The organism is Vibrio sp. YT-18 (assembly GCF_033337345.1).
Taxonomy (GTDB): Bacteria; Pseudomonadota; Gammaproteobacteria; order Enterobacterales; family Vibrionaceae; genus Vibrio; species Vibrio alginolyticus.
In genome coordinates, this window is the sequence record NZ_JAWOQO010000008.1 from 25,259 (window position 1) to 41,127 (window position 15,869).

Annotated in this window: 13 protein-coding genes; 4 read left to right on the top strand and 9 right to left on the bottom strand. The window is 44.8% G+C overall.

All coding sequences use genetic code 11. The annotated features are described in order from the left end of the window. Window positions 1–10: 10 nt before the first annotated feature. The 3 genes from emrD to speA all read right to left on the bottom strand — a co-directional run bounded on the left by emrD (window position 11) and on the right by speA (window position 4,457). A complete protein-coding gene (emrD, locus tag R7M72_RS12485) occupies window positions 11–1,216 on the bottom strand; it encodes a multidrug efflux MFS transporter EmrD (protein WP_005374234.1) in 1,206 nt (401 codons plus the stop codon). Window positions 1,217–1,624: 408 nt separating this feature from the next. Then, window positions 1,625–2,545, bottom strand: coding sequence for an agmatinase (speB, locus tag R7M72_RS12490; protein WP_005374233.1), 921 nt, complete (start codon window positions 2,543–2,545; stop codon window positions 1,625–1,627). Window position 2,546: 1 nt separating this feature from the next. Continuing rightward, complete coding sequence (speA, locus tag R7M72_RS12495) at window positions 2,547–4,457, bottom strand: arginine decarboxylase (protein WP_054701946.1); 1,911 nt, start codon at window positions 4,455–4,457, stop codon at window positions 2,547–2,549. Between the two features lie 323 nt (window positions 4,458–4,780). Here speA and R7M72_RS12500 point away from each other — a divergent pair, with 323 nt between their 5' ends. Continuing rightward, window positions 4,781–5,506, top strand: a complete 726-nt coding sequence (locus R7M72_RS12500; RefSeq protein WP_195723061.1) for an MBL fold metallo-hydrolase — start codon at window positions 4,781–4,783, stop codon at window positions 5,504–5,506. Between the two features lie 66 nt (window positions 5,507–5,572). Here the strand turns inward: R7M72_RS12500 and R7M72_RS12505 are convergent, their stop codons facing one another. The 3 genes from R7M72_RS12505 to R7M72_RS12515 all read right to left on the bottom strand — a co-directional run bounded on the left by R7M72_RS12505 (window position 5,573) and on the right by R7M72_RS12515 (window position 7,916). Then, complete coding sequence (locus R7M72_RS12505) at window positions 5,573–6,001, bottom strand: ATP-dependent zinc protease (RefSeq protein ID WP_005384193.1); 429 nt, start codon at window positions 5,999–6,001, stop codon at window positions 5,573–5,575. A gap of 65 nt (window positions 6,002–6,066) precedes the next feature. Next, entirely contained in the window at window positions 6,067–6,972 is a 906-nt protein-coding gene (gene rimK / locus R7M72_RS12510; RefSeq protein WP_005374224.1) for a 30S ribosomal protein S6--L-glutamate ligase, read from the bottom strand. A gap of 329 nt (window positions 6,973–7,301) precedes the next feature. Continuing rightward, window positions 7,302–7,916: a TetR/AcrR family transcriptional regulator gene (locus tag R7M72_RS12515; RefSeq protein ID WP_154204151.1), complete on the bottom strand. Its 615-nt coding sequence runs from the start codon at window positions 7,914–7,916 to the stop codon at window positions 7,302–7,304. A gap of 155 nt (window positions 7,917–8,071) precedes the next feature. Between R7M72_RS12515 and R7M72_RS12520 the strand changes: the two genes are divergently transcribed. Both R7M72_RS12520 and R7M72_RS12525 read left to right on the top strand, forming a co-directional pair. Then, window positions 8,072–9,085, top strand: coding sequence for an MBL fold metallo-hydrolase (locus tag R7M72_RS12520; protein WP_213879698.1), 1,014 nt, complete (start codon window positions 8,072–8,074; stop codon window positions 9,083–9,085). 95 nt (window positions 9,086–9,180) lie between these two features. After that, a complete protein-coding gene (locus R7M72_RS12525) occupies window positions 9,181–9,525 on the top strand; it encodes a DUF5329 family protein (RefSeq protein ID WP_005384187.1) in 345 nt (114 codons plus the stop codon). Here R7M72_RS12525 and R7M72_RS12530 read toward each other — a convergent pair. Together R7M72_RS12530 and R7M72_RS12535 are read right to left on the bottom strand one after the other, a co-directional pair. Next, entirely contained in the window at window positions 9,493–10,392 is a 900-nt protein-coding gene (locus R7M72_RS12530) for a LysR family transcriptional regulator (RefSeq protein ID WP_005384184.1), read from the bottom strand. The genes R7M72_RS12525 and R7M72_RS12530 overlap by 33 nt on opposite strands. 1,331 nt (window positions 10,393–11,723) lie before the next feature. After that, entirely contained in the window at window positions 11,724–12,062 is a 339-nt protein-coding gene (locus R7M72_RS12535) for a YggL family protein (RefSeq protein WP_054701928.1), read from the bottom strand. Window positions 12,063–12,328: 266 nt separating this feature from the next. Between R7M72_RS12535 and R7M72_RS12540 the strand changes: the two genes are divergently transcribed. Then, on the top strand, window positions 12,329–14,365 hold the full coding sequence (locus R7M72_RS12540; protein ID WP_104980344.1) for a PhoX family protein: 2,037 nt from the start codon (window positions 12,329–12,331) through the stop codon (window positions 14,363–14,365). A gap of 99 nt (window positions 14,366–14,464) precedes the next feature. Here R7M72_RS12540 and R7M72_RS12545 read toward each other — a convergent pair whose 3' ends face one another. After that, window positions 14,465–15,856, bottom strand: coding sequence for a 6-phospho-beta-glucosidase (locus R7M72_RS12545; protein WP_318056205.1), 1,392 nt, complete (start codon window positions 15,854–15,856; stop codon window positions 14,465–14,467). Between the last annotated feature and the right edge of the window lie 13 nt (window positions 15,857–15,869).

Here is a 15,869-nt window from a genome sequence, read left to right on the forward strand (position 1 = left end):
CTGATAATGATCAGATAACTTGCGGTACTTCGTTTGAGTGATTGTGTGCTCGATTCACCCACATTAACCCAAGCATTGCAATTACCGACATTGCCATCATCAAAATGCCCAAAGGCATCTGGTTATGCGCTGGAAATAGTGACGCGAGCAAAGTTGCGACACCTGCCCCCAAGTTTTGCATGCCACCTAATGTCGCGCCTGCTGTTCCTGCATGGTATGGGAATGGCGCAATCGCTCCAGTTGTTGCTGCTGGGAAGAGAATACCCGCACCCAAAAAGTACACGGTTGCGCCTCCAACTAGCGTTAACGCCGTGGTCAAACCAAACAAGCCTGGGATGAGCACAATAGCAGAGCCCACAAAAATAGAGACCAAGCCTACGTTTAAAGCACGACGCTCAGAGCGACGTCTTGCGATGTAGCTAGATAAGCCCGCACCCACCAAGTAACCTGGGATCGGCAATATAAACAGCAAACTTACCGTTGTTGCAGGTAATTCTAATACCCCACCTAACAACACCCCAGCCGCCGCTTCGAATACACCCACACCAGCGAATGTTGCAACCAGGCAAATCAAAAAGCCTTGAAAGCGACGGTCAGACAAAACGTGTTTGTAGCTTTTGGCTACTGGTTCGAATTTGCGTTTCTCTTTTGGTAGCGTCTCCATCATGCTTGTCATCATGGTGATCACAACCGCGATAGCAAATAGCGCTAAGAACAAGTAGCTCGACCGCCATCCGAAAGCTTCTGTTAGGTAGCCGCCTAATACTGGTGCCATTAATGGTGAGAAAATCACACACATGCTAATTAAACTGTTTGCTCTGTGTAGATCAGAGCCTTCAAAGCAATCGCGAGTCAGAGTGCGTGACATCGCACCGCCGCAGCCAATACCTAAGCCTTGGATAAAGCTACCAATCAAGAACCATTCAAATTGATGTGCAAATAATGCTACCAGTGTACCCGCGATGTAGATAAGCAGCCCGACGATGATGATCGGTTTGCGTCCCAAGCGGTCCGATAGTGTGCCATACGCAAATTGCGACAAGCCATATGGGATTAGGTAACAAGCCATCACAGCTTGAAGTGATGACGCAGATACCAAAAACTCGCCCGCCATATGACCGATTGAAGGCACGTACATTGTCTGGGTCATTTGACCCACGGCAGTCAATATAGCGATTAAAAAGGTAAGTTTCGCTAATGGAAACGAAGCAGACATTTGCGTATCTCTCCAAAAAATTTAAGACGTAAAAACCCTTAGCGCTCTTTTACAGAGTGCCAACTGACTTCTTGTGTTGCGGGGTATTTGCGCGAGATAATAGTGCTTGCTTGTATAATTAGCAATCAAAAAGTGTGAAGTTGAGCAAGATAAAAATCTATGATTTCAATTAGAAAAAGTAATCCGATTTTGTTTTCAAAAAGCGGTGCATTTCTTTGTCTAATTACGTTAAATCTTTTACTTTTCGTGAATAGAATGAGCCTTATAGGTAACTGGTTTTAATGGTTAAAGTGCAAAAATAAAGCGTCTGACCGGTTGATCTGAGTTCAAGATGAAACGAGTGAATAAAAGGTAGAGGAAGGCATCAGAAAGAAAAGGGAGCCGAAGCTCCCTTAGAAATGATTATGTCTATTCGCGCTCAGATGCGTATGCGTAAAGCATTTCTAGTGCGATGGTTGCTCCCGCTAGTGCGGTAACATCACTGTGGTCGTATGGAGGCGATACTTCGACAACATCCATACCCACGATATTCATGCCGGCTAAACCACGAATAATTTTCAGCGCTTTGTCTGAGTTCAAGCCACCACAAACTGGTGTACCAGTTCCCGGTGCGAAGGCCGGGTCTAAGCAGTCGATGTCAAAAGTGACATATACTGGCTTGTCTGCGACGGTGCGACGAATTTCTTCTAGGATCTCGTTCACCGACATGTCATTCGCTTGCATCGCATTAATCACATTGAAGCCGTGATCTTGCTGTTTGTACTCCGTACGAATGCCTATTTGTATTGAGTTCTTCGCTGAGATCAAACCTTCTTTCGGCGCATGGTAGAACATCGTACCGTGGTCGTATGAACTGCCATTTGCATAGGTGTCCGTATGAGCATCAAAGTGAATCAAAGCCATTTGGCCATGATGCTTCGCATAGGCACGCAGGATAGGTAGCGTAATGAAGTGGTCACCGCCCAATCCCAACATGGTTTTACCACTTTTTAGAATTTCACTGGTTGCCGCTTCAAGGCGGTAAGTAAAATCTTCCGCATCACCGCAATCGAACACGAGATCACCTGCGTCGATCACTTTCAGTTTATCCAATACGTTGAAGCTCCACGGGAACTTCTTACCTTCCCATGCCAAGTTGACTGAGGCACGGCGAATTGCATCTGGACCCATACGCGCACCTGGACGCCCAGATGTTGCCATGTCCAGAGGGACTCCCAACACCACAACGTCTGCGTCTGCCGATACCGGGTTACGAATGTACGGCAGACGTAAAAACGACATAGAGTTGGAGTAAAGCGAATAATCAGTTTTAGTAAACAAATCATTCATATCAGAAGTCCTCTAAATAGGTGTATCCTGCTAGACCTTGTTCTAGTTCTGCTAGGATTTGTGCTTGTTCATTGGCTTCAACTCGATGTGAAACCAATTGTTTATAATTGTCACGAATCGCATCCACGTCGATATGAACGTAGCGCATCATGTCTTCTACACTATCACCTTCGTTGATGTAACTGATCTCAAATTGACCGTGTTCATCAACATTGACTACAGCACTGTGGGTATCACCAAATAGGTTGTGCATGTCACCAAGGATTTCTTGGTATGCGCCTACTAGGAAAAAGCCCATTAAGTACGGTTTGTCTTTGCTCCAAGCTGGTACAGGTAGCGTGCTCTCGATGCCTTGACCATCAACGTAGTGATCGATCGCGCCATCAGAGTCACATGTGATGTCCAACATCACTGCACGACGCTCTTCCGCCTCGCCCAGACCAGAAAGTGGCAGAACAGGGAACACCTGATCAATACCCCAAGCATCTGGTAGAGATTGGAAGAGAGAGAAGTTCACGAAGAACTTATCCGCAAGACGTTCGCTCAACTCGTCCAGAATCGGACGGTGGAAGCGATTCTTAGTGCTCATCTTGCGGCTTAATTCGAAGTAAATGCGCAGTGACAATTGTTCTGCCCACGCACGTTGTTCCAAGTTAAGCACGCCTGTAGCAAATTGAGAGTGCACTTCTGCCAAATCACTTTGGGTATCATTGTAAATCTCAATTAACGCACGAGCGTCTGTACCATCTTGTAAGTTTTCCCAGTTTCGCCACATGTTTTGTAGCAAAAGCGGAGCGTCATCATCAAGCTCATGTACTTCTTCCGGTAGGTACGATTCGGTACCAATTACGTTAGAAATCAATACAGCGTGGTGCGCTGTTAGCGAGCGACCCGATTCCGAAATGATCACTGGCATTGGTTGTTCGTATTGCAGACACACATCGCCCACTGTGTTGACGATATTACGTGCGTATTCTGCAAGGCCGTAGTTCATCGAATTCGATGATTGGCTGCGTGTGCCGTCATAATCCACTGCCAAGCCGCCGCCCACATCGAAGTACTCGATGTTTGCACCGAGTGCGCGTAGTTCGCAGTAGAAACGTGCAGACTCGTTCACACCATTGCGTACATCACGGATGTTTGCCATCTGTGAACCAAGGTGGAAGTGAACCAGTTGCATCGCGTCTAGATTGCCTTCGCGTTTAAGACGTTCAATAACGCTAAGCACTTGCGATGCTGATAAACCAAACTTCGATTTTTCACCGCCACTTGCTTGCCATTTCCCTGCGCCTTGAGAGGCGAGGCGAATGCGTAAACCAAGGCGCGGCTTTACGCCCAAACTTTTCGCTTCTTCTAGTACCAGATCCAGCTCAGAAAGCTTCTCTAGTACGATGAATACCTTGTGACCCAGCTTTTCACCGATCAGTGCAAGACGCACATACTCACGGTCTTTGTAGCCATTACACACGATCACGGAGCTACCTTGTTGAGCCAATGCAAGTACCGCCAACAATTCTGGCTTGCTACCCGCTTCAAGACCAAGCTGCTTGGTTTCTAGTTGAGCTTGGCTCGCTAGAATTTCATCCACCACTTCACGTTGTTGGTTTACTTTAATTGGGTACACCAACAAGTATTTGTTTGGATATTGGTATTCTTCAATTGCTTGGTTGAATGCGTGGCAAATACCATGCACACGTTGGTGCACGATTTGCGGGAAGCGTACTAATACAGGCAGATTTAACTGCTGCGCTTCTAGCTCATTTACAATAGCGCTGAAAGGGATTTGATGTGCACGATCACTACGTGGTGATACATATACTTCGCCTTGGTCATCAATGCCGTAGAAACCTTGGCTCCAGTAGTGAACGTTGTAGTCCGCGCGGATGCGGTCTAATTTAGTTGCTTTTTCCAACTCGATTCTCACAAAAATGTACTTAACTTCTTAATTAATTAGAAGGAAAAGTACAAAAAAGCAAATCATGAGGCATTTACCTCATACCCTGACACGAACTCCGTGTGCGCGCATTAACGGATAAAAGGGCCCTTGAGTCTAATGATTAAAATCTATCATCTCGATTATGATTTGTTGTCGTCGCTACGTGTGAATATTTGTTTACCGAAGCGTCCATTCTGCTGTTATAGTTGGTCTGACCAGTAAGGGTTCGGTCATGAAGCATCTCACTAAAATAAGGACATATTTTGCAGCTGCACAGAGTTCAGGGGTACATTCAGACCATGTATCTCGCCGAATATCCCGATAAATTATTGTTGCTTGATGGTGCCAGTCGAGCAGACATCCCTCATCTTAAAGACTTTATTGAACATCAACTCCATCGTCCTTTTTCTGACCTAAAGTTGGTTGTTGTGACCCACATGCATCCAGACCATGCTGGTGGTGCGCACAAACTACGTGATTTAACAGGATGTAAGCTATTGGCCGCAAAGCGAGAGAGCCAGTGGTATAGCGGTGTAGACGGTTGGCTAATGCATTTGACCGATTTGATGTTAGCACGCTGGATGGCGAATCGGATGCGTAAACCAAAGCAAAACCTGTGGTATTCCCGCAAGCTAAAGCCAGATATTGAACTTATTGATGGACAGTTTATTCCTGGATTTGATGATTGGCAGGTGCTAGAAACGCTAGGGCATACCGACCGAGATCTGTCGGTTTATCATTCTGAACAAGATGTGTTGTATGTGGCGGATTTAATGGTGCAGGTGAAAAAGCATCTGATTGCGCCGTTTCCTATATTTCATCCGAATCAATATCGGCAATCATTAAAGCGTGTGTTTGAGATGAATCCGCAATGTTTGCTTTTGGCACATGGGGGAGAGGTGACTTTGGATGAAAAAGCGTATCAGCACATTTTGAATACAGCGCCGACTAAACCAATGACGCACTGGCGAGTGACAAAAGTTAAAGCGAAGGGATTGTTGTTTGCGTTATTTCGTAGGAAGTAGGCGAAGATAAAGCCAGACGAGTGATGCTCAACAAAAACGTTCGATCACTCATCTGAAGCTACGGGGTTAAGATGCCAATAAGTGAGATTGGCTAGGATCAACGAGCACCTTGTCTGCCATGCCCTGACGACCTAACAACATCATGTAAGTCATTTTTTCACGGTTAGTCAACGTAATGTCGATTGGCCATTGTTGGTCGCCCATACGCAGCATCGTCGTGATCACGCAGCGGTGCTCAAAAGTACCGTTAGAAGATTTAACCTTACGGTTTGCTTTTAGTTTCGCTGTGCAGCGAACCACTTGTTCTAAATGGTATACATCTGGGTGCAAATCGAATGCAACATAAGACTGACCATCTTTTTCAAAGCAATCAATATTGTCTACATGTAATGAAGAGGTTTGAGCGCCTGTATCAATACGCGCTTCAAGGTGAGTAATCCCTAACTCTGGCAAGCAAATAGCTTCGGCATTCCCAATGATCATTTTCTGATTCATAGTGTCATCCTAGCGACGAGTAACAAGAGAGCCGGTTTTTGGCTCTCTTGTGCGTTAAACAAAAATCAACCTTTACCGCGAGTACGGTTTGAATTTGGCTTAGCGTTTTTCTCGATAAAATCGAAGATCATACCTGCAATGTTTTTACCCGTTGCTAGTTCGATGCCTTCTAGACCAGGAGAAGAGTTCACTTCCATTACCACTGGGCCATTTTTAGATTGAAGGATATCCACACCACAAAGGTTCAAGCCCATCACTTTCGCTGCATTTACAGCGGTCGCACGCTCTTCTTTGCTCAAACGCACGAGTTGTGCAGAGCCGCCACGGTGAAGGTTAGAACGGAACTCGCCTTCTTTTGCTTGGCGCTTCATTGCGGCGATTACTTTATTTCCGACAACAAAACAACGGATGTCCGCGCCTTTTGCTTCTTCGATAAATTCTTGCACCATGATGTTAGCTTTCAAACCCATGAAAGCTTCAATCACGCTTTCTGCCGCTTTATTTGTTTCAGCAAGTACAACACCAATGCCTTGAGTGCCTTCTAGCAATTTAATCACTAGAGGTGCGCCACCAACGTTTTTGATCACGTCCTGAATATTGTCAGGATGGTGAGCAAAGCCAGTGCGTGGCAAACCGATGCCTTTACGTGATAGCAGTTGTAATGAGCGCAACTTGTCACGAGAGCGGCTGATCGCGACAGATTCGTTGACACAAAATGTACCCATCATTTCAAACTGACGTACAACAGCAGTGCCGTAAAACGTAATAGATGCCCCAATACGCGGAATAACAGCATCGTATTGCGGTAATTCTTCACCCTTGTAGCGGATCTTAGGGTTGTTGCTCGTAATGTCCATATAACAGTGAAGCGTGTCGATCACATCGATTTGATGCCCACGTTCTTCACCCGCCTGTTTTAGGCGCATGGTTGAATATAAATTCTCATTACGAGAGAGAATAGCAATACGCATGGCAATTCCTTAGTAAGTCAGTACCAAATTAAAATATAAGTATAGAGCATAGAATGCAGTAGGCAGGTGATCATGTTATGACATAACCTACTTACTTCAACGATTTAGAATTGTGGTTGAACAACCACGTCGTCAGAGGTGCGCACCTTAGGGCGTTTTTTTGTGAGATGAAAACGAAAAAGCATCGTCGACACGACAAAAATATTTTATCGAACGCTCACGCCTTGCGGTATGAGACTGTCAAGGGTGAGATAAATAAAATTGAGCAAAAATTTCATCGCTTTGTCACGAATTATCGCTTAAAAAAGCGGCCAATTTGACCGCTGTTTTTAGCTGTTTTGATAGTGACTTAAAAAAAGTTCCGCCGTTTGGGTAGCTAACAGCCTAGATTCTTCATTCGACAAAGAGGGGCGAATTCCCATTAACTGCGGCCAGAATGCACTGCCTTTAAGTAAGTTGTGCAATTGAGTGCTCGCTATATGTACATCATCAATTTGCAAAGCGCCAATGTTCGATTTCTCAGTAAGCCAGCGGTACAGGGCGGTTTCCTGTTTCGACATTTGTTCTGCTTGTTCTTTGAGATCTTCCGGCTTAAATAAGAAGTGCCCGAATGCCACTTTTGCCAGCTCAATATAGTTTGGTTCCGTCACCACAATGATCTCGCTGTAGAGTAATTCAATCAATTGATCTTTTAGCGGGAGTGTTGGTAAACGTTCAATGTCGCTATCCATCATTGAAGAACGCCATAGTTCGGTTAGTAACTCTGTCACGATCGCTTCTTTAGAAGGGAAATGGTTGTAGACCGTGCGCTTAGAGACTTGCGCGATTGAAGAGAGCTTATCCATGCTGGTGTTTTGCACCCCAAACTCTTGGAACGCTTGCTTTGCTGCGCACAGGATGGCTTCTCTTTTGGTTTCGCTACGACTTTTTCTTTTTACATTCATAAGCTTGCTAAGTTAAGAAGATCATTTCTTGATCTATTTTACACTAAGTAGTTTACTTTTGATAATTAGAATGTAAACTGCACCGTGTAGTTTACTTTTGTTCGGGTTAACTTTTTATGAAAAAAACTTTGCTAGCCACAGTAGGAGCGTTCACGATGGGTACATCCATGATTTCTTGTTCTAATGTTGATACTGAAAAAGCGCCAACATACCCGGACAAATTTGCAAATACAGAGTTGGAATACAAAAGCGGTTTGGGCGACATGTTCGAAATCATGAAAGCGTATTTTACGACTGAGCGCCTTAACCCAACACCAACGATTGAAATTCCAGTGCATGCGATCACAGCGCGGCAACTGTTAGAAGAGCAAGATGACGTCATCTATCGTCTGGGTCACTCAAGCGTATTAATGAAGCTCGACGGAAAACTGGTGATGACCGACCCTGTATTCAGTGATCGCGCGTCTCCTGTACAATGGGCAGGGCCAAAACGCTTTCACCAAACCCCCATCACGATAGAAGATTTGCCAACTATCGATGTGGTGGTGATCAGTCATGACCATTACGATCACCTAGATAAAGCTTCTATCAAAGTGCTAGGCGACAAGGTGGGCACTTTCTTGGTGCCGTTAAAAGTTGGCCAATTGCTGGTGAATTGGGGTGTACCCAAAGAAAAAGTGATCGAACTAGACTGGTGGGAGTCACACTCTGTTGACGGCATTGAATATACACTAACTCCGACTCAGCATTTCTCTGGTCGAGGTTTGACAGACCGCGATACGACGCTGTGGGGCAGTTGGGTTATCAATGCACAACAACACAAAGTGTTCTTCAGTGGTGACTCTGGTTACTTCAATGGCTTTAAAGAGATTGGCGAAAAGTACGGTCCATTTGACTTCACCATGATTGAAACAGGTGCGTACAATGAACTCTGGTCAGACATTCACATGTTCCCAGAGCAAAGCGTTCAAGCACACATCGATGTGCAGGGCAAAGTTATGATGCCGATCCATAACAGCACGTTTGATTTATCGATGCACGATTGGAATGAACCGATGCAACGCGCGTTAGACATCAGTGAAGAGCGCGGTGTAACGTTAGTTAGCCCTGAGATCGGTCAACGCTTGGCGATTGCGGAGCCTCAGCCTGCTCAGGCATGGTGGCAATAATTGCTGAACTAAACAGCCAAACACCAGAATAGTTAAGTCACTTATCAGTAGTTACTATTAGTAGTTACGTGGTCAGGGATAAGGATAAAGGTGCGATGAAAGCAAAGTGGACGTTGTTACTTACATTAAGCATTCTGCCGACCTTTGCACTAGCAGGGGTAGAGCAAGATATCTCGACGTTGATAAAACGATTTGAGCAATCCTCTTGCACCTTTATCCGCAACGGCAAGGCGTACACTAATCAAGAAGCGGCAGAACACATGCGCAATAAATGGGATTACGCCAAAGATGACGTTGATTCCGTGGATGTGTTTATAAAAGAGGTCGCGTCAAAGAGCTGGTTATCTGGCAAACCATATTGGGTGGATTGCCAAGAGGAACGCATTACCAGCGAAGAGTGGCTAACATCATTGATGCGCGCCACCGATCACATCCAATAACACTTCTTTGATGGTCTGATAGCGCAGAGGTAGAGCACGACTGCGCTTACGAACTAGAAATAGCTCTTCACATACAGTGTTTTTCAATTGAGCAATGTGTAACGTGTCTTTTAGCGGAAAATTGTCGACCGCACTTTGAGGCAGCACGGTGAAGCCAAGTCCTTTGCTGACAGGTAGCAAAATTTGGCTCAATTGATTTACGTAGCCGGATAATGGTAAATCGCTCATCTTAATTTCTTGGAGCTGTGGTTCTTCACACTGGTCAAAAAACAGCGTCATGTAATGCTCTGCATCAGGGTGGCTAATGACACCACAGTCATGCAAGAGTTGTGGCGTTATCTGCTTATTTTGATAATGCTTTGGCAGAACCAAGCACAACCTCTCTTTACCAATTCGCTCACTGTGAAACAGACCTTTGTTGGGAACATCAGTCACGATACCAATATCGATGTGCCCTTGCGTTATGGCGTTGAGAATAGATTGATTTGGCGCGGCTTCTAAATGTAACGATAAGCTCGGGTGCTGTTTTTGCTTCTCCAAAATGGGCCCATACAACATTAACGCCATTGCACCAGAACAAGCCAGTTTACAGTGGCCTGAAAACGCATCATCAAAACTGAGCTCTTCGAGCAGCTTCTTCTCTCTATCTTCTAACTCGAGCGCATATGCGTAGACAATCCTGCCTTGCTCGGTTAATTCGAAGCTCTTGTTTTCGCGCTTGATCAAGGCATGCTGACAACTTTGCTCTAATTTTTTGATGTGTTGGCTGACGCCAGGCTGAGTCATAAAAAGTTTTTCTGCCGTTTGCGTAAAATGACCGACTTCAATCAATGTCTTAAATGTATGTAACCAAACAGGATTAAGCATAGTGTGTGATTTTCTGAGAGCTTTGTTGGGAGACGTAAAGAAAATGATAGCACGGTGTTTTATGAAAACAGAGAAGACTTAAACGATAAAGATGAATCGTTATCAATACATTACAGACAAAATAAAACCCCGCCTGGTTTCCCAGACGGGGCTTATTCTTTTTCGCAGCAATCCAGCTACTAATAGGTGCTCCCTGCATCTATCCTTGATTGTGGCTAAGTCCTTTAACCGAGTTCCTTGTTCATCGCCTTCCTAGCGGTGTCCATTCTTGCCTATCATCCTGACGGGCGAACTCTATCCTAGAGCTTAACTACATCCTTGCTGACAACTCATCCTAAGCTATCAAATCTTCATCCTGAAGATACCCAATCCTTTAGGCTTTTTTCCTGTTCCCGCCAACATCCTGTCGACAAATTGAGTATTGATGTTTTGCTGATTTGACTCAATTAACTTTTCTAAATTATTTTTACTTATTATTTTAAGTGAATTTAAATATTACTTTTAAATCATATATTTAATGTTTTTTCTGGCATTGCTCTTAGAGGTGATTAATCTATTTGCTTACAACTCTTGTAAGAGATCTCGCACAAGTTTGGTAGTGAATGTATTAATGAGCGCTTTTTGTTCCGAGTTCTGTGGATTGAACTGGATCACAATGCGTTAAAAGGGAGACGATAAAGATGAAAGTGAATTGATCTTGAGTAGAGATTTGTTTGAAAAGAAATAAAAAATCTTGCGGTTTTTATAAACAGTATGGTAAATCTGAAATGCCCACCTTGTTAATCCTTATTAAGATTCAATGACAGTATAAGTAGGGAACTTGATTGCCATTTTTCTGTCATATCTGGTGAGTAAGTTAACTGTGTCAGATAGATAATATGCCGTTTGCCAGTAAAAACAGGCTGCAAGAAATCGGTAATTATCATTATGTTGTGAAATTGGTCACGGTTAAATGATTGATTCCCTTATAGATTGAAGGGGATACGACCTTAGACAATAAGCTCCATGAGGAGCGTTACTTATATAAGATGAGGGACTTTACTATGAAAAAGACTAGAAGAGCTCAGCTACATCGTGTGCGTATTCAATACTGGAAAGACACGAAAGACGCCCCAGCTAAAAAATCATAGTTAATTATACCTAAAGGCACGAGCTGGCTGTGGAACGCAGTTTCCCGTTGATTGCCAGCTCAAAAACGCCAAAATCACTCCGCGCAACTTCCCAAGCACCCTATTTTTAATATCGCATTCTTCCAAAAATAAAAAAGCCAGTCTTAAGACCAGCTTTCTCTACCATTTATTGAGCTCTGCGTATTACAGGTTGCCCTTTAGTTACAGGTAGTTGGCGTCAACTAGTTCGCCCGCTTGCGCGCTTTTCACTTCTGGGCGTGCTTCTAACCATTTGATAACTTGCGCTTTCTGTTCTTCAGTCGCACTGCCGTAACGGTTAGTAGAACATAGGAAGCCTTCAAACAGTTCTAGACCACCGCCACCGAAGCAAAGACCAAGCTCGTCAATGTAGTCGATAAAGTCATCAACGAATGCATCGTAACGGTCGAAGTCGTTAATGTCTGTTTCACAGCTGATCTCGAAACCTAGGATTGCGAACTCACCTAAGAACAGCTTTTTACGGATACGACGGCTCTTGTTATCGATCTTGTCTAATTTCATGATTATCTCTCGTAGATGATTTGATTTCGTACACCTTATACCTTCTATCATACTTTAGCCCAAGTAAAATCAGAATGAAGCGATACAGTTGGTGATTATGTGACCAGAATTTAATTGCTTCGTTAGCTGTGTTGGTTGGTTTGCAGTATTGTTGAAACACAAGTTTCATATGTTTTAAGCACTTTTGTCATTTTTCTTATCCAAACTTCTTGCCGTTCAACTAATCACTTATTTATTAATTAAACTATAAGATCGGGAAAGTAAAAATGAGCAAGGAAACCTTTGACGCGACGCGTTATAACCAAAGTGAAAACAAACCATTTGAAGAAGTATTAGAAGCGAGCCTATCTCGACGCAGCATTCTGAAAGGTGGTTTAGGTATCAGTGCGATGACAGCGTTTGGTGCTTTCGGATTGGCTGGTTGTAACTCGTCTGACTCAGGGAGTACAGTAAGCAGTGGTTCGGGCGCATCTAAAGCCGTTCTTAACTTTGAATCTATCCCTGGCTCACTCACTGACGCAGTTTCAATTCCACAAGGCTACACCGCACAAGTACTAGTACCTTGGGGAACACCACTTAATGCACAAGGCAGCGCATGGCAAAATGATGGTACCAACACCAGTACCGATCAGTTAAATGCGCTAGGCATGCACCATGACGGCATGCATTTTTTCCCATTGAACGATAGCACTACAGATGGCTTGCTATGTATTAACCACGAGTACATCGACACATCAGCACTGCATCCAAACGGTCCGACGGTTGAAAATGGCGTACGTACCATTGTAGATGAAGTGCGCAAAGAGATTTACGCGCACGGTGTATCAGTGGTTCGCATTCAACTGGAAGACAACATGTGGAAGTTGGTTGATACTGACCCACTAAACCGTCGTTATACTGGTGCGACAGTCATGGATTTGTCTGGCCCGGTAGCCCACACATCTTTAACTGTCACTCGTTTCTCACCAGATGGCAGCCAAGCGCGTGGTACGTTAAACAACTGTGGCAACGGCTACACGCCGTGGGGCACTTACTTAACGTGTGAAGAGAACTGGCCTGGTTACTTTGTTAACGCCGGGACTCGTACAGAAGAGCAAGATCGCATTGGTGTTGATGACCAAAGCACACGCTACTTGTGGGAGACATTAGCAGGTAATGCAGAAGAGCGTCTTGATGAGTTCTCTCGCTTTAATGTGGCTCCAACAGGAGCAAGTGCGATGGATGATTACCGTAATGAAGCCAATGGTCACGGTTACATTGTCGAGATTGACCCTTACACGCAAAACTCACGTGCGAAGAAACGTACTGCGCTAGGTCGTTTCCGTCACGAGGGCTGTACTTTCGGTAAGCTTGAAGAAGGCAAACCAGTGGTATTTTATTCTGGTCACGATTCTCGCTTTGAATACCTATACAAATTTGAATCTGCGGCAGCGTGGGATCCAGCAGATGCTAACCCTGATAACCGCTTGGCGATGGGTGACAAGTACATGGACGAAGGCACACTGTATGTGGCGCGCTTCAATGAAGACAGCACAGGTACTTGGTTACCATTAACGCTTGATAGCGTAACAACCGCTGGTGGTACGTTAGCGGATCACTTTGATTCACTGGCTGAAATTATCATCAATACTGCGGGTGCGGCGGATTTAGTTGGGGCAACACCAATGGATCGACCAGAGTGGTGTACGGTTGATCCATTCACGGGTTCAGTATATTTAACATTGACGAACAATACGCGCCGTACAGATGAAACCAATCCTGCGAATCCACGTTTGAATAATAAGTTTGGTCATGTTATCCGTTGGGATGAAGGTGCTTCAGCAACTGACTTTACTTGGGATATCTTTGTGTTTGGTTCGCCAGCAAATGGTGATGCAGATACCAACCGTTCTGGCTTGAATGAGTTAAACCAGTTTGCGAGCCCAGACGGATTAGCGTTTGATGGCCGTGGTATTTTGTGGATTCAGACTGATAACGGCGCAGATGAAGTCACGTCTTACACCAATGATCAAATGTTGGCTGTTGTTCCATCTAAGCTAACAGATGAGAATGGTGATCAAGCTGTGATTGGTGCGGATAATCAAGCTGAATTGAAACGCTTCTTTGTCGGACCAAATGGTTGTGAAGTAACAGGCTTTACCATCAGCCCTGATTACAAATCATTGTTTGTGAATATTCAGCACCCAGGCAACTGGCCATACAGTGAAGATGCAGCCGAAGAAACGCCTGCTGGTGTTTCTGTGCGCCCACGAGCGGCGACAGTGGTTATTCGCCGTGAAGACGGTGGAGAGATTGCAGTTTAATCTCTAAATGAATAAACACCTTAAAATTCAAGCCCTGCAATTGCAGGGCTTGATGGTTTAGGCGAATGCCTAGTTGCACTTTGTACCTAGACAACAGGCTTAGCTTTTCAATGAACCGCCTGAAGTACGAATCACGTCTTGATACCAGAAAAAGCTTTTCTTACGTTTACGTTCTAGCGTTCCTTGCCCATCATCATAACGATCGACATAGATAAAGCCGTAACGTTTGCTCATCTCAGCGGTTGAGTTCGCGACCAAATCGATTGGCCCCCAGCTGGTAAAGCCCATCAACTCAACGCCATCCAGAATCGCTTCGTGTGCTTGCACAAGGTGGTCGTTCAAGTAAGCGATGCGGTAATCATCTTGAATCTCACCGTTTTCATCGATTTCATCACGTGCACCTAAGCCGTTTTCTACGACAAACAGTGGTTTTTGGTAGCGATCGTGAAGGAAGTTCAGCAGAATGCGCAGGCCTTTTGGATCGATCAACCAGCCCCATTGGCTCTTCTCAAGATATGGGTTTGGTACGCTATCGACGATGTTACCCACTTCTTTCTGTTTCGGATCCGCGCTAGCACAGCCACTTGCGTAGTAGCTGAATGAGATGAAGTCGACACTCGCAGACGCAATTTCTTCTAAGTCGCCTGCTTCCATCTGAATTTCAATGCCGTTTTCGCGGAAGTAACGCTTCATGTAGCCAGGGTACTGACCACGTGTTTGCACATCACCGAAGAACAACCACTTGTTGTTTTCATGCATTGCAGCAAGCACGTCATCAGGGTTACAGGTATATGGGTAGTTGATTGCGCCAAGCAGCATGTTACCAATCTTGCCGTTTGGTACGATTTGCTGACACAGTTTTACCGCTTTTGCGTTGGCGACTAGTTGGTGGTGAATCGCTTGGTAAATCTCTTGTTCACTGGCGTCTTCTTGCAAACCAACACCAGTAAATGGTGCGTGCAGTGACATGTTGATTTCGTTGAACGTTAACCACAGCTTCACTTTGTCTTTGTAGCGTTCCAGCACAGTGCGAGCATAACGTTCGAAGAAATCGATGACGCGACGATCGCCCCAACCACCGTAGTTCTCGACCAGTGCGTAAGGCATTTCGTAGTGAGATAATGTCACGAAAGGTTGGATGTTATGCTCGGCAAGTTCGTCAAAAATTTTATCGTAGAACGCCAAACCTTCTTCATTAGGTTCTAGCTCGTCACCGTTCGGGAAGATGCGGCTCCATGCTAAAGATAGGCGCAGACAGTTAAAGCCCATCTCCTTGAATAGCGCGATGTCTTCTGGGTAGCGATTGTAGAAGTCGATCGCCACATCTTTGATACCCGGTGTACGTTCTTCACGGGTTTGATGCGGACTCAAAATACCGTTTGGCAGCATGTCTGATGTCGATAACCCTTTACCCCCAAGGTTGTACGCCCCTTCTACTTGGTTTGCAGCAATGGCACCACCCCAAAGAAAATGTTCAGGAAACTTAATCATGTTTCTCACTCTT